Source organism: Aulosira sp. FACHB-615 (assembly GCF_014698045.1).
Classification (GTDB): domain Bacteria; phylum Cyanobacteriota; class Cyanobacteriia; order Cyanobacteriales; family Nostocaceae; genus Nostoc_B.
The window spans coordinates 112,687-134,518 of the sequence record NZ_JACJSE010000017.1 but is presented as its reverse complement, the minus strand read 5'-3'; the positions used below and the strand labels follow the sequence as shown (position 1 = coordinate 134,518).

Annotated in this window: 21 protein-coding genes and 1 tRNA gene; 16 read left to right on the top strand and 6 right to left on the bottom strand. The window is 37.7% G+C overall.

The window, feature by feature from the left end:
• The first annotated feature begins 12 nt into the window (after window positions 1–12).
• The 12 genes from H6G77_RS36660 to H6G77_RS23255 all read left to right on the top strand — a co-directional run bounded on the left by H6G77_RS36660 (window position 13) and on the right by H6G77_RS23255 (window position 13,950).
• Window positions 13–204 (top strand): hypothetical protein, encoded by a 192-nt coding sequence (locus H6G77_RS36660; protein ID WP_396020684.1) that lies wholly within the window; start codon window positions 13–15, stop codon window positions 202–204.
• Window positions 176–1,291, top strand: coding sequence for a hypothetical protein (locus tag H6G77_RS23305; RefSeq protein WP_190872853.1), 1,116 nt, complete (start codon window positions 176–178; stop codon window positions 1,289–1,291). Before H6G77_RS36660 ends, H6G77_RS23305 begins: the two co-directional genes overlap by 29 nt.
• Entirely contained in the window at window positions 1,288–3,846 is a 2,559-nt protein-coding gene (locus H6G77_RS23300; protein WP_190872852.1) for a WD40 repeat domain-containing protein, read from the top strand. Before H6G77_RS23305 ends, H6G77_RS23300 begins: the two co-directional genes overlap by 4 nt.
• Before the next feature lie 444 nt (window positions 3,847–4,290).
• Window positions 4,291–5,187 (top strand): hypothetical protein, encoded by an 897-nt coding sequence (locus tag H6G77_RS23295; RefSeq protein WP_190595198.1) that lies wholly within the window; start codon window positions 4,291–4,293, stop codon window positions 5,185–5,187.
• Window positions 5,188–5,310: 123 nt separating this feature from the next.
• Window positions 5,311–5,775 carry a hypothetical protein gene (locus H6G77_RS23290; protein WP_190595197.1) on the top strand — a complete coding sequence of 155 codons (465 nt, stop codon included), beginning with the start codon at window positions 5,311–5,313 and terminating at the stop codon, window positions 5,773–5,775.
• Window positions 5,776–5,911: 136 nt separating this feature from the next.
• Complete coding sequence (locus H6G77_RS23285; protein WP_190595196.1) at window positions 5,912–6,586, top strand: hypothetical protein; 675 nt, start codon at window positions 5,912–5,914, stop codon at window positions 6,584–6,586.
• Window positions 6,587–6,653: 67 nt separating this feature from the next.
• Window positions 6,654–7,031 (top strand): hypothetical protein, encoded by a 378-nt coding sequence (locus tag H6G77_RS23280; protein WP_190872851.1) that lies wholly within the window; start codon window positions 6,654–6,656, stop codon window positions 7,029–7,031.
• Between the two features lie 33 nt (window positions 7,032–7,064).
• Entirely contained in the window at window positions 7,065–8,552 is a 1,488-nt protein-coding gene (locus H6G77_RS23275; protein WP_190872850.1) for an NACHT domain-containing NTPase, read from the top strand.
• A gap of 150 nt (window positions 8,553–8,702) precedes the next feature.
• Entirely contained in the window at window positions 8,703–9,263 is a 561-nt protein-coding gene (locus tag H6G77_RS23270) for a hypothetical protein (RefSeq protein ID WP_190595194.1), read from the top strand.
• 17 nt (window positions 9,264–9,280) lie between these two features.
• Complete coding sequence (locus H6G77_RS23265; protein ID WP_190595193.1) at window positions 9,281–10,111, top strand: hypothetical protein; 831 nt, start codon at window positions 9,281–9,283, stop codon at window positions 10,109–10,111.
• Between the two features lie 208 nt (window positions 10,112–10,319).
• On the top strand, window positions 10,320–11,567 hold the full coding sequence (locus H6G77_RS23260) for a WD40 repeat domain-containing protein (RefSeq protein WP_190872849.1): 1,248 nt from the start codon (window positions 10,320–10,322) through the stop codon (window positions 11,565–11,567).
• Between the two features lie 97 nt (window positions 11,568–11,664).
• Entirely contained in the window at window positions 11,665–13,950 is a 2,286-nt protein-coding gene (locus H6G77_RS23255; protein WP_190872848.1) for an NACHT domain-containing protein, read from the top strand.
• A gap of 28 nt (window positions 13,951–13,978) precedes the next feature.
• Here H6G77_RS23255 and H6G77_RS23250 read toward each other — a convergent pair whose 3' ends face one another.
• Window positions 13,979–14,287 (bottom strand): HigA family addiction module antitoxin, encoded by a 309-nt coding sequence (locus H6G77_RS23250; protein WP_190872855.1) that lies wholly within the window; start codon window positions 14,285–14,287, stop codon window positions 13,979–13,981.
• 94 nt (window positions 14,288–14,381) lie between these two features.
• Between H6G77_RS23250 and H6G77_RS23245 the strand changes: the two genes are divergently transcribed.
• Window positions 14,382–14,813 carry a hypothetical protein gene (locus H6G77_RS23245; RefSeq protein ID WP_190872847.1) on the top strand — a complete coding sequence of 144 codons (432 nt, stop codon included), beginning with the start codon at window positions 14,382–14,384 and terminating at the stop codon, window positions 14,811–14,813.
• Window positions 14,814–15,018: 205 nt separating this feature from the next.
• Here the strand turns inward: H6G77_RS23245 and H6G77_RS23240 are convergent, their stop codons facing one another.
• Window positions 15,019–15,216, bottom strand: a complete 198-nt coding sequence (locus tag H6G77_RS23240) for a hypothetical protein (protein WP_242048755.1) — start codon at window positions 15,214–15,216, stop codon at window positions 15,019–15,021.
• 377 nt (window positions 15,217–15,593) lie between these two features.
• Window positions 15,594–15,664 (bottom strand) — tRNA-Gly (locus H6G77_RS23235).
• 959 nt (window positions 15,665–16,623) lie between these two features.
• Here H6G77_RS23235 and H6G77_RS23230 point away from each other — a divergent pair.
• Entirely contained in the window at window positions 16,624–17,118 is a 495-nt protein-coding gene (locus H6G77_RS23230) for an NUDIX hydrolase (RefSeq protein ID WP_190676784.1), read from the top strand.
• Window positions 17,119–17,205: 87 nt separating this feature from the next.
• Window positions 17,206–18,018: an alpha/beta fold hydrolase gene (locus H6G77_RS23225; protein ID WP_190872846.1), complete on the top strand. Its 813-nt coding sequence runs from the start codon at window positions 17,206–17,208 to the stop codon at window positions 18,016–18,018.
• A 125-nt stretch (window positions 18,019–18,143) separates the two neighbouring features.
• Here H6G77_RS23225 and H6G77_RS23220 read toward each other — a convergent pair whose 3' ends face one another.
• The 3 genes from H6G77_RS23220 to H6G77_RS23210 form a co-directional block, all read right to left on the bottom strand.
• On the bottom strand, window positions 18,144–18,602 hold the full coding sequence (locus H6G77_RS23220; RefSeq protein ID WP_190594976.1) for a type II toxin-antitoxin system VapC family toxin: 459 nt from the start codon (window positions 18,600–18,602) through the stop codon (window positions 18,144–18,146).
• 8 nt (window positions 18,603–18,610) lie between these two features.
• A complete protein-coding gene (locus H6G77_RS23215) occupies window positions 18,611–19,051 on the bottom strand; it encodes a hypothetical protein (protein ID WP_190872845.1) in 441 nt (146 codons plus the stop codon).
• Window positions 19,052–19,122: 71 nt separating this feature from the next.
• Window positions 19,123–19,911 (bottom strand): pantothenate kinase, encoded by a 789-nt coding sequence (locus H6G77_RS23210; protein WP_190676782.1) that lies wholly within the window; start codon window positions 19,909–19,911, stop codon window positions 19,123–19,125.
• A gap of 101 nt (window positions 19,912–20,012) precedes the next feature.
• Here H6G77_RS23210 and H6G77_RS23205 point away from each other — a divergent pair, with 101 nt between their 5' ends.
• Window positions 20,013–21,737: a diflavin flavoprotein gene (locus H6G77_RS23205; protein ID WP_190872844.1), complete on the top strand. Its 1,725-nt coding sequence runs from the start codon at window positions 20,013–20,015 to the stop codon at window positions 21,735–21,737.
• Window positions 21,738–21,832: the final 95 nt, after the last annotated feature.

Sequence of the window (21,832 nt, the reverse complement as noted above, 5' to 3'; positions counted from 1 at the left end):
GGTGCGAAAGTTATTTGTTTATCCCCATACTCCCCCGATTTTAATCCAATTGAATTATGGTGGTCACAACTTAAATCTTTTTTACGCAATTTTGCTCCAACTACAACAGAAATGGTTGATAAACTAATCTCAGTTGCACTCGACTTAATAAATCCTCAACATTTAAGAAACTGGTTTGCTAGTTGCTGCTACTGTACCTCATAACAGCCGTAGGTGCTGTATTCAAATTGGCGATCGCATTTATAAGGGGGCAGATGCTGAAACAATTAGAAAAATTATCCAAGACGAACTGCAAGCAGTTAAGTTTGGACACAACAGCCAATCTGTTCGTAGCGGCTTATATGCGTTGACTGAATTAATGGCAGTACCTCAAGTGCGTGCTGCTGTCTTTGCTTTCCGCACCGATTTTCAAGCTGTGTGCGAACAAATCGATGTTTTAGTCAATTACAAAGATTTGCATGACTTGTTACATACGCTGGAGTTCCAATGCTATGGCGGTATTGTTCAGGAGGCAAAACGATTTCCAGATGATGAAACAGCCTTAGACATCCTCATGGATCATCAGCTAACACTTCAGCAAATTGTCACTGACATACAAGAAATCGCGCTTCGGGGAACCCTAGCTAAAAACGAACTTCTTTGGCTCAAAGACCTTGTGCAAGCTACTGAAGAGTTACACGGTGGGATTGAAAACCTTGACACAAGACAGATCAAAAGGGCTGTATGGCTCATCAACCGAGTGCTGGCCATCCAACCTTCACGAATTAATACTAGTCTGAATATCGCAGCACGGGTCTTAAGGCTACCTGCTCTGGTGAAAGCACTAACTTGCGTGCGAGACAATTTAACACATTGTGAACTTGATGCAGACAAAGCCAGCCAATTCAATGACGGTGTTGAGGCTCTGGCCAGCCTAGAACATAGCTTAACTATTCTCGTTCACAGTCACAACGACTGGCAAGAACTCGATTTAGAATTACGCCGGATTGAAGCCAATATTGAACAAGATATTTTTGAACTTGAACTGTCTTGGCCTGATCTGAAAGCAATGGCAGAATCACTCTACAGCAGCAGCATAGACGAATGGGCGTTAATGTTTCAGCAAGATAGTGAGAATTTGGATAGTGCGATCGCATCAAAAAATCCAGTTAAAGTCAAACGATACTTCCGAAGCTACCGCCGACGTGCAGGCGATCGCTTCTTTCGAGTTGATATGGATCTGAAGCGATTGTGCGGGAATTTGCGGATAGTTGGTGAACCATTAGTATCTGTGCTGAGGTTGATTGAATGAGTGAATTTAGTATTTCTCTTACCTCTGACAATACCGTAAGCAGCTTTGCTTCGTTGGCATCTCTACGAGCTGCTCACAGTGAACTCCTGAAACGCCATCGTGAAAGTGGTAGTACATCTGAGTTGCTAAAAGAGATAGAAACATTTATTTGTCAAGGGCGAGCTACTGGTGCGCTACTCGATACTGACGAAGACCGATGGGCCAGCCAAAGTTTATTAGATTACTGGACGGCCATATTGTACCGTGCTGGACACGAACCACCTGATGCTACATTAGCTGAATTTGATCCAACATTAGCTCCAGAACTGGATGACACGCTATGCCCTTACTTGGGGTTGGAAGCATTTCGAGAGGAAAAGTCAAGCCTTTTCTACGGTCGCCAACGTCTTTTAGAGAAACTGGTTAATCACCTTAAAGAAAACCGTCTATTAGCCGTGGTCGGTTCTTCTGGCAGTGGTAAGTCATCAGTCGTTTTAGGCGGACTGTTGCCAAGCTTGAAAGCTGGTGTGCTGTCGGGTAGCGATAACTGGCACTATTACTCGCCAATAGTACCAGGAGTTAATCCATTAGAAAACCTCGCCCGGATTACTCAACCTCTTGGTGTTAATGATAGTGAATGGCTTCAGCAGCAAGTAGAGAACTTTCACAAAGATCGCAATCATTTAACCAAACTAACCAATGGCTTGGGTAATACACCCAGTGTTCTCATCGTGGATCAGTTCGAGGATGTGTTCACGCTATGCCGTGATGAGAATGTTCGCCAAACTTTCATAGAAAACATAATAGACTTTATTCACTCGCCAGATAACCGAAACATTGTCATCCTTACAATGCAAGCCGACTTTAAGGGTCAAATAGCACAGGTTTCGATGTTCCAGGATTTATTTGAACAGGCTCAGATACTGATAACAGCATTAGATGTTAGCGAACTAAGAGAGGCGATTGAAAAACCTGCTGAGTTAGTGGGTTTGAAATTTGAAGAAGGTCTAGTTGAGGCTTTGCTTAAGGATGTGTTGGGCGAACCAATAGCATTGCCACTTTTGCAGTTTACTTTGCTGAAGTTGTGGGATAACCGAGAGCGCAATCGAGTTACCTGGGAAACTTATCAACTTTTGGGTGGAGGCCGTCAGGCACTGACTCGTAGTGCTGATGAGTTTTACGAGAAGTTAATTCCTGAAGAGCAGATGATAGTTAAACGTATGCTGCTGCAAATTGTTCAACCTATCAAGGGGCAAGAAGTTACCAGTAATCGTATCCAGTTTAAAACACTATACCAGATAGGGGAAAAACACGATGACGTTGATCGGGTATTGGATAAGTTGGTTCAAGCGCGGCTAGTACGCTTAACACAAGGCAATACATTAGAGGACACCCAGGTTGAGATTATCCATGAGGCTCTTGTACAAAACTGGTCTTGCCTAGCAAACTGGTTGGAAGCGGAGCGAGAGACTGCGTATTTGCGATCTGTTGAAGCTGCAAGCATCCTAAAGAATGCCAATGCCACAATAAGAACTCGCCGCAGAAGCAAATTATTTACATTTAGTTTTAGTTTTGGTATTGGTATCTTCCTTTCATTCTTATATTCTTGGACTACTAGCCCTAAATTCTTCCAATCCCACTTCCAATCTCAATTAAAAGATTTTACTGGTATTACATTCAGTCCTGATAAAAAACTCGCTGTTATCACTTTTAAAGACGGAACAGCAAGATTGTGGAATATTGAAGGTGAAAAGCTGGCAGATTTTGGTCATGTGGATGGAAATAAGAGTATAGTATTTAACGCCGTGTGCAACTTTCTCTCAAACCTAACCCCCAACCCCTTCCCTTGTAGGGAAGGGGAGCAAGATTCAAAGCCTCTCTCCGCTTCGGGGAGAGGTTTGGAGAGGGGTTTCAAGAATAAGTTGCACATCGCGTTATTTAGTCCTGATAGTAAATTCATCGCTACAATTAGTAAAAATAAAACTATACGCTTGTGGAATTTACAAGGTCAAGAGCTAACAACTTTCAACAGTCCTGAAGGCCAAGTTACAGACTTAGTGTTTAGCCCTGATGGTCAACTCATCACTACTACAAGTGGAGATAAAACTATACGCTTGTGGAATTTACAAGGTCAAGAGCTAACAACTTTCAACAGTCCTGGAGGCCAAATTACAAACTTAATGTTTAGCCCTGATAGTAAACTCATCACTACTACAAGTGGAGATAAAACTATACGCTTGTGGAATTTACAAGGTCAGGAGCTAACAACTTTCAACAGTCCTGAAGGCCAAGTTACAAACTTAGTGTTTAGCCCTAATAGTAAACTCATTGCTACTACCAGTGAAGATAAAACTATACGCTTGTGGAATTTACAAGGTCAGGAGCTAACAACTTTCAACAGTCCTGAAGGCCAAGTTACAAACTTAGCATTTAGCTCCAATGGTAAACTCATCGCTACTACCAGTGAAAATAAAACTATACGCTTGTGGGATTTACAGGGCAATAATATTGCTGAATTTCCACATGGGAATACTGGAAAAAATCGCCTTCAGCTTGAAGGAATTGATAAACATTAGATAAATATTATATACATGAAAAAATAAGTTTAAGAATAATTTAAGTATATTCAAGACTTTATTGTCTAAAATAGAACAAAAAATTTATTAATGTGGTGAGTACTGATGAAATCAACAGTATTATTAATTGCAATGTTTGTAATTAATACATTAAAAAGACATGGCTGTTGTAATTGAGGTGCTTTTCACACAGCAGATTCAGAGGAGTATTGCCATATTGCATTGCAGATGGCTAAATACAAACGCAATAATTTTTGTCAAATTTTAAATATGTTCAAATGTTTGCTCCGTTTACTGACTAACCTCATAATGTAATACGGTTCAGTTAAGAGAATAGTAGGTTGGGTGTAGCGATAGCGTAACCCAACAAAGCCTTGAAAATGTTGGGTTCCGTTCCTCCACCCAACCTACACCAGTCTAAGTTGTTGCCTTAACTGAACTGTATTGACATATAAACTAGAAACACAAGAGTATTGGATAGTTCGAGATAAAGCAAGAAAGGCACTAGGAAAAATTGCAGAATTTCAGATAAATAAGTCTTATGATGTACAACTTATATTACTTGAATTTATTTCAAATTGGTTAAAGGAGAACTGTCTCAACAATCTACATCTAAGCCTTCCGTTACTTCAGTGTATGTTAAAAATAGACTTCCATAGTGCTGAAATTAATCCAATTCAGGTAGGGAGTATTGTTATTTACCGGGGCGATCTAATAATATCAGACACCTTAAAACAAATTCGTGAACATTCTTTAGGGATATTATACACGGCATATCAGCAGGCACAAGATTTACCGACTAGGCTACAAATTGTTCAAGTTCTGTGCAATGGAGCAACACCTTATTTAAGCTCAAGAGAGCAAGTTTCTACCAAAACTAGAAATCAATTATGTTCTGATTGTGCAAAAACAGCAGATTTCTTCTCAAACTCTGTTATGAAAAATGCAGAATTACCTATTTTAGACAAACTAGCAGAATGGTCAATTCAAGCGAAAAAATTTCATAAATATCAGTCAGCAGAACTAGATATTTTACAACAGAACCTGAAAGACCATAAAACTTATCAACTTTACCGACTTCTTGTTGGTAGATACAGATTAGATGATGAAGAAAATCAAATTAATTTACAACATTTCGATGGGAAGCACGCAGAAACAAAATGGCAACAAGCACAAGAGCAAAAACAACAAAAGATTAATGAATATGTTCAATCAATTTCAACATTAAACCTAGAGAAATTTATCCAAGAATTAGACACTATAGCTAACCAAACTTTAAGCATCGGCAAAAATAACACCTTTGGACTCAATAATTTACTGAGGATACTTGGAGAAACATAAACTGAAATAGCTCAAAGTTTTATAGACAAAGTAATAACTAATACTAACAGTTTAAAACACCATCTTGGTTTTGTTTTAGCTGGAATGCGTTTGAGCAACCAAGAATTAGCTAGAACATACATAATGTCATGGATCAAACTAGATGATACCGTTCTTTGGGTAGTGATCGCCATTAGTTATCGCTACATTGATTGGAGTCAACCTCAGTTAAAAGAAGAATGGCATATTATTAGACAACTTGTAGCAAAAGAATATCCTGTACTAGATCCGGCAATATTCTGGAGCTTACAGCAACTCGCACCATATAATTCAGATTTAGTTGTATTTTATAACTTAAGCCGAGAGATTATTTTGCGTACACAAAATGAGGATATTAAATCATATATTTATTGTGCTATAAACTCTACTCCTGATGTAGTAGAAGGGGCGATGTCTAATTTTTATAAGAAACGTATTGAAGAAATCTCACATTGGTTAACAGATGATAATATTCATGTCAAATTATTCGCTAGACAGATTATTCAATATCTTCAAATAAATATTGAAAGTGAGGAAGGTATAGAAAATCTCAGAGAACGCAATTGGTAATTTGTTGGCAATCAAACAACTAGAGCAATTTATGAAAATAGTTTCTACAATAGTTAAGATAACTTAATTATTGACTAGATTTTTGGAATGAAATATTTTATTGCTATACGAGAATTTACTATTTTAATTAAAACTAATGACATCCCCTGAAGAGTTAAACCCTATACTAGAGCGTATAGTGAAACACCAGCATACTGAAAGTGATATCTCACTTCTACGACAGTGGCTCAGTAATGGTAGTCAGATTGTCTCACAGCAAGGCAAATATGCTGTTAATCTGGGACAAGGACAGGAAATTCACATAGGCGATCGCATTTACCAGGGTACGGATGCCGAAACAATTCGCCAAATAGTTCGCAATATTGTTCAAGAACTGCAACAATCTACATCTACAGAACCGAAATCTCTAGGCGCAGAATTGATTACTACTTTAAATAATGCGAAGTTTCAGGGGAAAGAAGGTGAGCAAGGTGGTACGGGAAGTTTTTATCACTATGAGATTTACCTGGATGCTTTAAGGCTTGAAAATGAACAAAACAAAGATAACTATCAAGAATATGCTCTAAGCGGTAATTGGTCATCCTTTGTTTATAAATATGTTTATGTTTTTAACAAGGTGGTTGATACACCTTGGGGACATAACAAAAAACCTTATGGTCGCTTTCAGGTTGTAGTTAAAAGCATCAATGGAGTTGTGGAAGGTATTCGGGTTAAAGCTGATAGATATAACGATAATGCAAATAACTATGCAGCTAATAAAGTGGAACAGTTAATTGAGTCCAAAATAAAGGAGATAACCCGAAAAAATTAAAGATTAAGCTATAGATTATTTTATTTATATACTAAATGTTTATCAAAATTGCGTGTGGAGTAATAGTGTGGCTGATAAAGATAATTTGAATGACATTATTGAGCGTATCCTTAGAGGAAGTCAGACTGATGCAGATATTGAAAAACTGCGGCGATCGCTCAAAATAGTTGAGGGTGTATTGCAGTTAGTATCTCAAAATGGCGAGTTTAACACTAACATTGGGCAGATAACTGGGGGAGATATTCATCTAGGCGATCGCACTTACCAAGGTGCAGATGCCGCAACAATTCAGCAAATAGTTCGCAATATCTTTCAAGAAACTAAAGCGACCCAACGTCCTATAAAGGAAGAGTCATTACTAGATAATGTCAAAAAAGAAGTTAAAGGTCGCTTAACAAAATCTTTATTTGTAGAGAATGCCAAGCCAATTAATTTGAAAAAATAACTACAGCCAGAATTAGTCAACTGCCCTTGGAATTTGGATATCAAAATCGGTTTTAATAGTAATCAATTTACTTCCGATGAACCTCAAATTATAGATGTATTCAATCATGATGAAATTGGAGGTAAATTATTAATTATTGGAGAGCCTGGCTCTGGAAAAACAACAACTTTATTGGAATTAGCACAAATTCTAGTTACTCTTGCAGAAGAGCAGCATTTAAAACCGATACCTGTACTTCTAAATTTAGCCTCTTGGCAAAATCCACGACAACCCTTTCGTCAGTGGATAATAGTAGAACTTAGTATGAAATATGGACAATCATCTCAAACTATCGAACAATGGTTGAATGAACAAAAGCTGCTACCTTTATTAGATGGTTTAGATGAGTTGGAATCATCTCTTTATCAGGACTGTATTCGAGGAATTAATATATTTTTGAGTGAAGTTAATCGACCACCATCTTTGATAGTATGTACTCGCAAAGAAGAGTATATTAATGCCAAAATCAAACTAAAGCTAAATGGGGCTGTTTGTCTTCTTCCACTTAGTGACGACCAAATTCAAAACTACTTACAACAGATTCAAAATTTCCCTCATTCACATACTCTTATTCAAGACACTATTTTGATGGATCTAATTCGTATCCCATTATTTTTAAATCTTGCTATTGTAACTTGTCAAGAAATTTCTCTTGAAAAATGGCAAAAAATAGACTCGTCAGAAGAACGTCTTCAGTATCTTTGGAATACATACATTTATAAAAGGTTAATCGATGACAATAACGCTAAAAGCAAGAAAATTAGAGTATGGCTCACATGGATAGCTCAACAGTTAGCTCAAGAATCTAAGTTTGATTTTGTAATCGCGCAACTCCAACCCAGTAAAACTTTGTATGGGAATCAAAAAAATATATATATTTTAATTTTGTTTATAATCATTTCATCAATAGTTGAAATATGTATTCACATAAATAATGGTTTAGAAATAAAACTCATTAAAAATGAAATTCCTCAGTTAATAATGCTAATCAATGACATAATGCCACAGTTAATTATAGCTATTTTAGTAGTAAGTTTTTCTTTAGCCTTTAGTTATTTCATTAAACCATTAATGCTATTTTTATTAAAAATCATTAAATTTATATTTAGTAGATTTAGTAATTTACTGGGCATTTTTAACTCAATTATTTATCTCCCCTTATCTATTTCGATTTTTATTATTTTTATTTATAAAATCTCCTCTTTGGCTGGCTTATTAGTTTTATATTTTTTGATTCTTTTGCCATTTAATATTTTGCCATTTAATTATAACTATGAATCCTTCGATTTACTTCATTGGTTAGCTTTCCCAGTAAAATTTTTTAAAAATATAACTATATTAATAGCTATCACAGCAATTGCATTTTGTTTAGCCCTACCAATATTTTTTGCTTTTTTTCTTTTGTCTATACTTGTAAGCGTGGGATTAATAATAGTTTTTATCAATGTTATACAACCAATTGAAAAGTTAATTGTCTCGTAAAAAATAGCAATAACATCAATTACTATTGCAGTAATTGTATGTCTAATTTCAGTAACATACTGTACACTAAAGGTTACTCTTATTTCAATTTTATTTTTATTAGCTATTACAGTAAATCAATTTTTTTTAGTTTCGTCAGGACTAGCTTTTATGGGTAGATTAGCGTGGAGCTTGCCTTGCGGTTTTATACTACCTCATTTCTTTTTAATCTCTTTACTAATATATTCGTCAATAATCAACTATTATTTAGGAAATATTGTTTCAATTTGGTATTTTGGAAGCATTAGTGGACTAATCTTTGGACAAATTATCCAAACTATTTTAATAACAATAACATTTCGTGGTTCAGCCACCTTAAGTCCAGAAAAAAGTAATCACTCAAATCAGGGAATCCGAAACTCTTTTGTAAATGCGAGTGTTATTGGAATTGCAAGTGGTTTAATGATTGGAGTAATTAGTGGCTATACAAAAGGTATAAGTTTTGGTTTAATTTTTTGGTTAATCAGTGGAGGTGCTGCTTGTATTCAACATTTCATACTGCGTCTCGTTCTTTACTGCAATGGTTATATCCCTTGGAATTATAGTAAATTCCTTAACTATGCTACTGAACGAACTATACTTCAACGGGTAGGTGGCTCATACCGATTTATTCATTCACTTTTACAGGAACACTTTGTTAATATGTCATTTAACACTAATAATCAACAATAAAATCAAATTAAAAAATTATGAATACTGCGGATAAAACAAATTCTATTCTCAAACGCATTGCTGAGAACAAGCAAACAGAAGCTGATATCCAATATCTCCGACAATTGCTTACAAGTGATGATAGCCAAAGCTTGAAACAACTAGGTAAGTATAATGTCAGTATTGGTAAGGGTAAGGACATTCACATTGGCGATAAAGTCTATTATCAAAACAATGATGAAGCTATTCAGGTATTGATTCAAGTTATTCGAGCCAGTCAAGAGAAACATAGTGAAGCTGAATATTTTAGAACAATAGAAGCTTGTAATAATCGTCAAGCCATAGAGCAATATTTTGAAAAGGTTTTGCAAAAATTACGGCAACAAGGGTGTTTGGAAATACGTCAAAATGTATTAAATACAGGTATATTATTTAACTATATTGCTAGGATCAAAGACTTTAAGGCAGGATTTAGAATGCGAAGTGAAGCCTTATTTATGTTCTCTGAGTTTGCCAGCCTAAGAATAACAACTTTGCAGCAATTCTCGGCTCAATCAATGGTATGGGCTAGAGAAGAAATTAGCCCAGGTACACCAAGACAAGGCTTCTTTAATTTCAGAGTACCAACTCACTTTTGTTTTGCCATCGCCTTAGTAGATGAACTTGATATGGAAACCAAAAAAGCCATCCAAACAACTAACCCATTTGATTTTAGAGTAGATATGCTTTGGTATGAAATCCCAGTGGTTTACGAACTAAACCAGCAGCAGTTGTACTTCTACAAACCCAGAAGCATTTGGGAACAATTTAAAGGCGAAATTGTCTGGAAAAAATTGCAAGGAGTTATTGAGCAAATTTTAAGTGGTTAATATGGCATAACAATTTCAGTTGGCAAAACTGGAAATGGAAATTGCTCGTCTGCGTAAAATCGTGCCATTGACTAGGCTACCTCATTTTGAGTGTCACAGATATTATCCTTTGATAATCTTGTCAGGCTACATTTACAATTTTATATCTCACCCAAGAGTTAACCGCGATTATTAACCAAATTACTAATACATTGTTCACAAGTATTCAATGACACCTGATAAACACCTCCAGCAAATTCTGAATCGGGCTGAACAGGGACAACAAACCGATGAAGATATATCATTTTTACGTCAGAAACTTTTGACTGGCGATCGCCAAATCGTATCGCAACTAGGTAAATACAATGTCAACATTGGTGAAGGTAGAGACATCCATATAGGCGATCGCATTTACCAAACCTGGGATGAACAAGCCATCCAAGCTTTAGTTCAAGCCATTCAAAAAGTAACTTGGCGATGTGTCGCTAGTTTAACAGAGAATGATTACACTCAAGTGGAAAATCAATCCACTGGAATTCCGATTATAGATAAACTAGCCAAAAATTTAACTGATTTTTCTCAACAATCTGTCATGCGTTATGGATTAAAACTAGCTTTTAGTCCTCATCAAGAGTATTTTATTAGTAGTGGCAATCAAGTTATTAAACGTTGGCAGACAAACACACGAGAAAGACTACAAGAAATTTCTGTTCCCTTTTCTGCAACAGGCGTTTTTGATTTATGGTTTACATCTGTAGCCATTAGTTCAGATGCTCAATTAATTGCTGCTTGTAAAGCCTATCAAATATACATTTGGCGTTTAGGTTCATCAAATCCGCTTCATACATTTGGTAAAACTCTTTTAAGTAATTTTTTAGATGTTTTTGGTTTTGATTCAGTCGCTTTTAGTCCTAATAACAAAATATTAGCCGCCAATGATAATCATGATATTAAATTGTGGGATGTAGAAAGTGGTGAAGAAATTGCTAAATTATCTGGGCATTCTGATAAAGTCACCTGTGTTGCTTTTAACCCAAAAAACGGACGAATTCTTGCTAGTTGTAGCTACGATAAAACTATCAAACTATGGGATATAGATAGTAAAAGATGTTTAGGTACACTTACAGCACATCGAGACGCTATTTATACGCTAACATTTAGCCCAGATGGAGAAATATTGGCTAGTGGCAGCAATGACAATAAGATTAAACTTTGGTATTTAAATACTAGAGAAACCCCTCAGACTCTCCAACAACATTCAGATGCCGTTACTTGTCTTGTATTTAGTCCAGACGGTAAAACTTTAGTGAGTGGAAGTAATGATGAAACAATTGTAGAGTGGAAAATTACTGAAAAAGAATTTCAAATTTTCCCTGAACGACATCGCAGAGGTGTGACATCAATTGCAATTAGCCCAGATGGAGAAACACTAATTAGCGGAGGAAGAGATCAGACCATTAAAGTTTGGCGAAGATAAAATCAGGTAATGTTTACAACAGTAATATAAAGAAGCTACTCAGTTACGATCGCCATCTCAACCAAAATAAAAATTGACTGCTTGAACCATAATCAAAATGACCACCCCTGAAGAATTAAACGCCATACTTGAGCGCATCATTAAAAAACAGCAGACTGAAACTGACATAACATTTCTGCGACAATGGCTCACTGGTATTGGTCAGATTGTCTCTCAACAAAGTAAATATGCAGTCAACCTGGGACAAGGACAGGATATTCACGTAGGCGATACCTTCGGTGGGCTTTGCCTACGCACTTACCAAGGCGCAGACGCAGAATTAATTCGAGAAATAATTCGGTCTCTCCTTGAGGAACTAAAAGCTACTGGTCAATTTGCCCCATTTAAAGAGCAGAATCAGCAGTCTGTTGATGAACTGGTGCAACAAGTGCGATCGCGCATTCATGATGATATTCAGCGATTACATAGCACAATACCACTATGGGGTGTAGATCACTGGGTTCCTTTAGGTGATTTGTTTGTGGATGTGAACATCCTAGAGGAACTGAGCAGTAGCCGTAAGTCAGAACTCGATGACCTGTGGCAAGATTTTACAACTGGGATGGAGAGATATTCAGGCGATCGCAGTTTGGATCGCATTGGTTTAGGTAAAGAGCGACAAAGGGTTTCAGGACTAGAGGTACTGGCGAAAAATACAAATCTCATGGTGGTGGGTAAACCAGGTTCAGGGAAGACCACTTATTTGCAACGAGTAGTTACCGAGTGCAACGCTGGCAATTTACAAGCGCACCGAATCCCAGCCTTAATTAAATTACGAGAGTTTGTAGAGGATGGACGTAAGTTTGCCTATTCGCTGGAGCGTTATTTTGAGCAGTCCTGGCAGTTATCAAATACAGACATTAATTTGATTTTCTATCAAGGTCGAGCATTAGTTTTGCTAGACGGATTAGATGAAGTAACAGGGGAAGATGGTAAGAACATCACCAAGCAAATTAAGCAGTTTGCTCGTTCTTATCCGCAGGTGCAGGTAATTGTGACCTGTCGGACGCAAAGCCAAGAATCGCGTTTTGAGCGTTTTGATTATGTAGAAGTAGCAGATTTTAATCAAGCCCAGGTGCAATCTTTTTCTGAGCATTGGTTTAAGGCAGTTATTGGGGATGACTCAGCAGGATTAGCGCGATCGCAGGAGTTTCTAGATCAGCTTTTTCTAGATGCAAATAAACCGATTCGGGATTTAGCGATTACACCAATTTTGCTGAGTTTGACTTGTGCTGTGTTTCACCAAACTGGCAAGTTCTACTCAAAGCGTTCCAAGCTTTATGAGGAAGGGTTAGAGCTACTACTAGAGCAGTGGGACAAGTCACGGGAGATTGAGCGAGATGAGATTTACCGAGATTTATTACCAGAACGAAAGCTAGAGTTACTTAGTTATCTGGCAGTGAAAAAGTTTGAGCAGCCGCAGTATGTTTTATTTGAGCAGGTGGAAATTGAGGGTTACATAGCAGAGTTTTTGGGAATTAGGTTGCGGGATAGTCGAGCAGTGTTGAGGGCGATCGAATCTCAGCATGGGTTGTTGATTGAGAGGGCGCAGAAAGTTTGGTCGTTTTCGCACTTAACGTTTCAAGAGTATTTGGTTGCACAGTGGTTTTGCAAACATGAAAGTTTAACGAGATTGGCTAAATTCATTAGGGAAATGCGTTGGCATCATGTTTTACGATTAGCCTTTGAAAAAGCAGAAATGACAGATCATTATGTAAAAATGATAGCTCAAGAAATTAATTGTATCGGTGTAAATAATAGTAATTTTCAAAACCTATTAGAGTGGATTCATCATTTATCAACTGCATTCAAGAATATCTATCCACCTCTAGCTGTAAGAGTCTTTTATATTTCTCTAGTCGAGGACGTTTTTGCAAAAAGATATCACGATACCAATCTTTCTATCCAACGCCTTAATGCTTTTAAATTTGGATTAAAACTCAAATATTCTCAGGCACTACAGTTGGTACATTTATTTGATGATAAATATGGTAGGGAATTTCAAGAAGGAAATATGATGTGGAGAGAAAGTGAAGGATTGGCTGATGATGATTGGACAATGGATGGGACTATACCTCTAGGTAGAGTATACGAGTTTTATGATTATATGTTTGAAGAATTTGATGAAATTAATAACCCACAATGGTGGAGTAGTTCGCTTGCTAGAAAGAAGGGATATGCTAATGAAGCTATAGAAATCGACAAATTGCTCCGATTATATATGATATGTATTAATTTATTATCGGATTTTTTGCTTAGTGATAAGAGTAGAAAAGAGATTGAGACAATATTGCTCCTACCGATCGCCGAAATTAAAAAACGCAAACGTGAAACAGCCGAATAGAGCAATAAACTCATGACTTGTATGAATTTTAGGCTACATCATTAGAAGGAAGTTTAGGAATTTGATTGTAAACTTCTGAATTTTCTTCAATGGCTTGACGTAAATCATATTGTGTCTGTAAATTTAACCAAAACTGGGCAGTGTTGCCAAAATAGTGGGCTAGACGCAAAGCTGTATCAGCCGTAATACTCCGTTTTCCAGATAAAATTTCACTAATTCGTGTCTGAGCTACACCTATATCTTTGCTTAATCGATAAACTGTAATGTTCAACGGTTCTAAAAATTCAAGTTGTAGGATTTCGCCTGGATGAATGTTTGGCAAACGGTTGTTATTCATCATGATTTTTATATTTAGTGATAATCGACTGTTGCGTCTATGCTTACAATTTAACCGTAAGCTTATCCTCTGAATCTTTTCGAGCGTGGTTAAGATGACTGACGTGAACCCCGACATCACTGGAACTATTACGATTGCAGTGGAGCCTCAAGACAATGGACATTATATTTGTCAGTTATCATCATCTCTGAGCGATTCTCCTAGAGAAAGTTTAGAATGCTACGGTCAAAGCAAAGAACACGCGATCGCGATCGCCTTAGAACAACTAGCCGATGAGTATCGCCGAATAGCAGAAGAACGACAAAATATAGCTTGGGACACCGTGGAGCGATCGGACTCTGGAAAGCCAATTACCAAGCATTACCATGTAATTCTGCACTACGAGCGCATTGCAGAGGAAGAATCGAAATTTGAGGCAATGCACAATACCATTATGGGAAATACTGTGGTAGAGAATGCCAATATCACCGTGATTGAGATTGATCCAGATATACCAATTGAGCCATTAACGCGATCTTGGGATTGAAATCAACGAAATATAACGGTTTTTTAAGACTTTAGTGCTATTGCGATCGCCAAAGCTTGGGCATAGTTGATCACCCACTCAATTCCTACCTCATCTTTTGTCTGTAAATCAAGCTTTGTGATTCAAGCGAGAAGAATTTATCAATCTCAGCATAGTCATTTAAGTCGCCCAGATAAAAGTATCCACAACTCAACTACTGAACTTGTTATTTAACTAGCTCAACTGTTTTATAACCAGACGAACCCATAGAATCCTGATTCTGCCGTTGCTGGCGGATTGTTGCTAAATGCTCTAATGCTTGATTTAGCCCTCTTAAAATGTGTCGCTCATATCGAGCTAATTTATCTGTATCTGAAGGCAAAGCTAATGATTTTTGGTGTTCCTGCCTGATTTGTGCCTGCAAACTTTTTAGTTCTGCACTTCCACCTCTGTCATTTCCTGAATCAATAAGTGATTGCAGCTCATCGGGAAATTTAAAGACTTTTCCCGCATTGCTAAAGCCTTCATCCTTGCTGTTTGTGCTTGCTCTAGAACTTTATTAGCGATCGCGTTCTAAATAAAAACACAACTGTCATTTTTCAGATATGGTTATATGGGTATAAGGATGTAAGTATTCAGAACCCTTATACCCCATACCCTTTCACCCCCACACCCAATCCCCACAGACAATTGTGGTGCGTCACTATTGTATATTTTTAGTACAAAAATACTGCGAAAAGAACTGTCTTATAAATAAAGAAAACCCTCGTAAGTCTTAGCTCACAAGGGTTTCGCTTTTTAAGCGGGCGGCGGGAATCGAACCCGCATTAATAGCTTGGAAGGCTATAGTTTTACCACTAAACTACGCCCGCAAACAGAGGCTTCTATTCAATATAAACACAGTTCGTATACAAATAATACACAAGTACTGCTTATTTAGGCTTTGTTTTACCTGTGTTTATTAATGAACTTGTATAAGTATAACAAGAAAAGTATCGCAACTACAACCCCTACTGGAAAATCTTATAAAGGAAGCATCACAGTAGAGTCAACCAATGGTAGATTGAGATTTAGAGTAGCAGGGCAGCTTTACACAGTAACTTTAGGTACATAGTATTTTTCATCCTAAATGAAATACGGCCAAGAATTATTAACCACAGATAAACGCAGATACACGCAGATAGCAATAGATAAATTTGTATCTTAGTAGACTAGAAAACGCTAGATAATCTGGCCATGTTTTTCAACAGATAAATTAACTATGTTCTATGAATTAAATATCTCGTCAGGACAATCTTAATATATTCCAATTTCTTCAGCTACTTAAATAAATAATGTATATAGAACTACAAAAGAAATTATTTAATTCAGTGCTAAAATTGATATATCATACAAAAACTATTAGATGATATTTGAAAACCATCAAGTATTTTGCTTGATTTTCTTAGTATAAGTATCCTAAATGAGACTCAAACAAATCTATTTCGTGTTCCCTGTTTCCAGTTACCTGTCTTTGTGAATTAGTTTGTCAATCAAATAGGACTAGTCTATGTCAATAGTTATCAGTTAGCCAGGCTTTGTAGCAATTTTTTGGGGAAAGACTTAACTGAAGAATTATCGATGAAAGTAAATTCTCAATCAATTGCCAACAAGTAGTCTAGATATAGGCGTATATTAAATTACTAAGTAAATTCGCTAATACTTTTCAAATAACCTCTAAGAAGCAACTCTCAAAGCACAAGCATCTTTGTGTGAAATAAATCTCAATAATTAGCTATTTGAGTAAATGCGAGTGCAAGAAATCAAAAAACATAACACCACAATTTTTAGCTTGAACGTTCTGGCTTTTTTTGCAGCATTTGTCCAATCTACACGCGGTTTATGGCGCTATGGACAAACAGTATTAGGTATTATTTTCCGTCATCCTATTACTGGTACAAGTATTATTCCGATATTACCTGACGGTCGAATTGTCTTAATTCGACGGCGAGATAATGGTCTTTGGTCATTACCAGGGGGAATGGTGGACTGGGGAGAAGATATCCCGAATACAGTCCGCCGAGAATTAATAGAGGAAACAGGACTGGAATTAGTAGAAATTAAACGTTTAGTAGGTGTTTATTCTGCACCAGATAGAGATCCTCGCATTCATTCGATTTGCGTTGTGGTGGAAGCCGAAGTTAAAGGAAAAATGGAAATTCAAGATACTTTAGAAGTTATGGAAATCCAAGCTTTTTTTCCGAGTGCTTTACCTAAAGGCCCAATGTCTCATGACCATTCTCGACAGCTACAGGACTACTTAAACGGCTTGACAACGCTGGCGTAACAATACTTTAGATTTTCTCTGGGAGTTTTAATTACAAAATCCAATATAAAAACTACAATCTACTATGATGTAATTTTTATATATAAGATGGATACACTATTACGTAACTCCCGCAGAAAGCTCTCTCAAGGATTGTTATTTTGGAGCGAGGCTGGTCAAGGTATTCCGGTGGTTTTGTTACATGGTGCTTGGAACGATAGTAGTCAGTGGTCATCTGTAATGGAAAAACTGGCGAAGAATTTCCATTGCTTTGCACCAGACTTGATAGGCTTTGGGGAGTCTGATAAGCCAAATATTCATCACTCAATAGATTTACAAGTAGAGTCGATCGCGGAACTACTGCAAGCCTTAAGACTGGAAAGAGTATACTTAGTAGGTCATTCTCTGGGAGGTTGGATTGCAGCGAGTTATGCTTTGAAATATCCAGAACAGGTAGAAGGTTTAGTGCTGTTAGCACCAGAAGGTGTAGAAGTTGAGAAACAAGAAAAACGTTGGCAACAACGGCGTAAATTATTAGAATTTTCTCCGTTATTAGTGAAATTTTTCAAATTTATCAGACCAATCACTAAAATATTCGGTTGGCACGAAAAAATCGAGCAAGACCTAAAGCAACGTCAACATTTACTAAAATATCCCGCCGCTTGTCAGTTATTATTTCAAAGGCAGACAGCAGAAATTAAAGCAGAGTTACTGCAAGATAAATTGCATTTAATTGAAGTTCCTGTGTTAATTTTACAAGGCGGACAAGATACTTCTGATGCTGTATTTCAAAGCCAAACTTATAAACAATTAATTTCCCAAGTTGATTTTAAATTAGTGGCTCATGCTGGCAATGATTTACCAGAAGAGTGTGCCGGCATTGTAGCGGAAGAGATTCATGATTTTATTAAACATATATGATTTTTGAAATGCACGTAGTAGGATGTGTTAGCGACAGCATAGCACGTCTAACGTAAAGCTTTTGGTGCGTTACTATCATTTGTCATTGGTAAGAGTTTCAAGCCTCTTGATGTTGTGTAAATGACTTACTTATTCAGGGTTTGTTGCCAATCAGCTACAGATATTCCTTCACTTTCAAACCGCGATATATGTTTTAAGTTTGTTGTGACAACTGTAACCTGATCAAAAATTTTTAGTTGCAAAATGGCTTGAGCAGCAAGAATTACATCTCCATCTAAGCTGTCATTACTGGCTGTGGGTTGACCTTGGTTTCTTACCCAAGCCCATAATTCGGCTGCTTTTATCATCGTTTCATGCGTTAGTGGTATTAGACAAATTTTGCTAAGTTGGTTGAGGCGCTCTATACTTTTTTGCTTTCCTTGTCTTAAAAGTTCACGTCGTAGCTCATAATCAGCTATTTCAGGAACACGTATAAGAGTTTCATCTTTTTGTAATGACTTTAACCATTGTTGGATTTTTGGATCTATCTTTGGATGCGTTACTTGACTCAATGGATTAGTATCCAACAAAATAACTCTACCCATGTGAGTTTTTATAATGATAGTTGATTGCGGTTCAAAGCTGGCTCAATAGATGAATAAGTTTCTTCATCGTAATCTGATTCATCGGCCATCCATTCATCAACTAAATCTATCACCGCTTCTAAAGAATTATCCTGATTTGATTGTGATTCTAAAAATTTGCCTATTAAAGATTCATTCAGCTTACTATGTTCTCTAGCAGAGGCGTATATTATATGACCTTTGAGACTGGATGATGTAGTTATAGGAGGAAACGAGACAACTACATCTAAGTCTCTCGTTGTACTGGAAAGAGATGTTTTCCTCTGATAGCTCCCAGAAAGAGGGTATAATTGAAACGAAGATTTTTCCTCAATCAAAGTATCAACTTTGGCTTTAAGTACTAGCAATTCTGCTAAAGTCAAATTATCTAAATTTTGCATGATTTCATAGATGTGTGTGGCTTTAGGCATATCTACGATTAGAAATAAGTATATGTTTCTATTTTAGCTTATAGTTGCTTTAGTATCTCTCAGTCAACCAATTATAGATTATCAACCGTTGCTATTCCCAAAAAAATTAAGTTTGGTTCTACAATCAAACGGGCTGTTATTTTTGGGTATAAAGTTTCCATATAGTTAAATAATAAGGTGCGATCGCCTCCTTTAATCACCACATTACTATTAGGATATAATTCCCACCAAGCTGTCATAAAATCTTTGATTCCAGCTAACAAGGTGTAGATAACACCACTTTGAATTGCATCTGGGGTATTTTGGGCAAACCTTGGCGGTAAAGATGTGAAAGTTTGCGTTTTTAACTGGGGTAACTGGCTGGTTTTTTGACCTAACGTTGCAAATTGTAAACCTAGCCCTGGCAAAATTGCACCGCCAACTAAATTCTGTTGACTATCTGCACCTGTAAAAGTGAGTGCGGTTCCAGCATCAATTACTAATATGGGAAATCCCAACTTTATCCCCGCACCCCACAAAGCCAAGGCGCGGTCAATTCCTAATGTGGGATAGGTATTTTTTAAAGGTACATTCTCTAAGGTAATTACTTTGACATTGGGGTAACTTTGCCAAAGTGCGGTTTGACTGGGAACAACAGAAGCAATTACCAGAGGAAGGGGACAAGGAAGGGTAAAAATCTTGGCGGGGAAATCATCTAAGGTTCGACCGTTACCTAACTGCTGTATAACTGAATCAGGTAGATAGTCTGTATTCCATGTACAGTCAAGGGTTTCGCCTACGAATAACCCCCAATGCAGTCGGGAATTACCTATCTCCAAAGCCAGCCAAGGTTTATGTATACGCGGTTTCACTCTTTTGATTTTTTTAAGATAACTATAGGTTTTTTAATAAAAATTTACATTTGAACCGTGTCAAAATAGAACAAGCGGAATAAATACTCATTGTGTTTGAGAGGGGATTTATGGTATCGCTCACCGAGAAAACGGAAAAAAGGTTGACAATACAGACTGAGGATATTTCTCAAGATACGACGGCAATTCGCTCTCTAGATTGGGATCGCGATCGCTTTGATATTGAGTTTGGTTTACAAAATGGTACTACCTACAACTCATTTTTGATTCGCGGTGAGCAGATTGCTTTAGTTGATACCTCCCATGAGAAGTTCCGTCATCTGTATTTTGATACGCTCACAGGATTGATTAATCCTCAAGATATCAATTATTTGATTGTCAGCCACACTGAGCCTGATCATAGCGGCTTAGTGAAAGATTTGTTACAAATAGCTCCAGAAATTACCGTTGTGGCTTCCAAAGTCGCAATTCAATTTTTGGAAGATTTAGTGCATCAGCCATTTAAACGGCAGATTGTTAAAAATGGCGATCGCTTAGATTTAGGTAACGGTCACGAGATAGAATTTGTAATTGCGCCTAATTTACATTGGCCGGACACAATCTTCAGCTTCGACCATCAAACCCAAACCCTGTTTACCTGCGATGCTTTCGGGATGCACTATTGTTCCGATGCTACTTTTGACGAAGACTTAAAAACTATTGAAGCTGATTTTAAATATTACTATGAATGCTTGATGGGGCCGAATTCGCGCTCGGTATTGTCTGCAATGAAGCGGATGGGGGAATTACCAGCGATTAAAATGATTGCGACAGGTCACGGGCCGTTACTCTATCACAACGTTGAGGAACTCACCCAACGTTACCGCAAATGGAGTCAGAACCAAGCGAAACCAGAAACTACCGTTGGTGTATTTTACGTTTCAGAATACGGTTATAGCGATCGCCTCGCCCAAGCAATTATCAACGGTATCAACAAAACCGATGTCGCTGTAGAAGTAGTAGATTTGGGTTCAGCCACAGATTTACAAGAATTGCGCGAACTAGTTGGGCGTTGTTCTGGATTAGTCATTGGTGCGCCGCCATCTGCTGGTGATACCATTGCTCAAGCCGCACTTAGTACTGTGTTAGGCTCGGCTAAAGATAAACAAGCCATTGGTATATTTGAAACCGGCGGCGGTAATGATGAGCCGACTTACCCCCTGTTGAACAAATTCCGGGCTTTAGGACTACATATCGCATTCCCAGTGATTCAACTTAGCGAAACACCCAGGGAAAATACTTATAAGCAGTGTGAAGAAGCAGGCACAGACTTAGGGCAGTGGGTAACGCGCGATCGCAGCATCAAAGCGATGAAAGCCCTGAGTGCAGACTTAGATAAAGCCTTGGGTAGACTCAGTGGCGGACTGTATATTATTACCGCCAAAAAAGGCGATGTCTCCAGCGCGATGTTAGCTTCCTGGGTAGCACAAGCCAGCTTTAAACCCTTGGGCTTTTCCATTGCAGTCGCTAAAGACCGGGCGATTGAATCCTTAATGCAAGTAGGCGATCGCTTTGTGTTAAACGTCTTAGAAGAAGGCAATTATCAAACACTCATGCGCCACTTCCTCAAACGGTTCGCCCCTGGTGCAGACCGCTTTGCAGGTGTGCGAACCCAAAGCGCCGAAGACGGTACACCCATCCTCGCCGACGCTTTAGCATATATGGAATGCGAAGTTGTTAGCCGGATGGACTGTGGCGACCACTGGGCGGTATACAGCACCGTCAATGGCGGCCGAGTTTCTAAACCGGAAGCACTGACAGCTGTGCATCATCGTAAGGTAGGAAATCACTACTAAAGACTTTTTAAAAGACGTTGCAGCGCAACGTCTTTTAAACTTTACCACTCAGCACTATATTCACTCGTTAGGGCTAGTACAGGTCGGCGGAAATA

What these genes read in the sequence shown, in the direction of transcription:
- H6G77_RS23285 (WP_190595196.1), top strand. Translation starts at nt 5,912, where the DNA reads ATGACATCCCCTGAAGAGTTAAACCCTATACTAGAGCGTATAGTGAAA.
- H6G77_RS23225 (WP_190872846.1), top strand. Translation starts at nt 17,206, where the DNA reads ATGGATACACTATTACGTAACTCCCGCAGAAAGCTCTCTCAAGGATTG.
- H6G77_RS23205 (WP_190872844.1), top strand. Translation starts at nt 20,013, where the DNA reads ATGGTATCGCTCACCGAGAAAACGGAAAAAAGGTTGACAATACAGACT.
- H6G77_RS23250 (WP_190872855.1), bottom strand. Translation starts at nt 14,287, where the DNA reads ATGAATAACAACCGTTTGCCAAACATTCATCCAGGCGAAATCCTACAA.
- H6G77_RS23215 (WP_190872845.1), bottom strand. Translation starts at nt 19,051, where the DNA reads ATGCCTAAAGCCACACACATCTATGAAATCATGCAAAATTTAGATAAT.
- H6G77_RS23220 (WP_190594976.1), bottom strand. Translation starts at nt 18,602, where the DNA reads ATGGGTAGAGTTATTTTGTTGGATACTAATCCATTGAGTCAAGTAACG.
- H6G77_RS23290 (WP_190595197.1), top strand. Translation starts at nt 5,311, where the DNA reads ATGTCATGGATCAAACTAGATGATACCGTTCTTTGGGTAGTGATCGCC.
- H6G77_RS23265 (WP_190595193.1), top strand. Translation starts at nt 9,281, where the DNA reads ATGAATACTGCGGATAAAACAAATTCTATTCTCAAACGCATTGCTGAG.
- H6G77_RS23260 (WP_190872849.1), top strand. Translation starts at nt 10,320, where the DNA reads ATGACACCTGATAAACACCTCCAGCAAATTCTGAATCGGGCTGAACAG.
- H6G77_RS23300 (WP_190872852.1), top strand. Translation starts at nt 1,288, where the DNA reads ATGAGTGAATTTAGTATTTCTCTTACCTCTGACAATACCGTAAGCAGC.
- H6G77_RS23245 (WP_190872847.1), top strand. Translation starts at nt 14,382, where the DNA reads ATGACTGACGTGAACCCCGACATCACTGGAACTATTACGATTGCAGTG.
- H6G77_RS23270 (WP_190595194.1), top strand. Translation starts at nt 8,703, where the DNA reads ATGGGTAGATTAGCGTGGAGCTTGCCTTGCGGTTTTATACTACCTCAT.
- H6G77_RS23255 (WP_190872848.1), top strand. Translation starts at nt 11,665, where the DNA reads ATGACCACCCCTGAAGAATTAAACGCCATACTTGAGCGCATCATTAAA.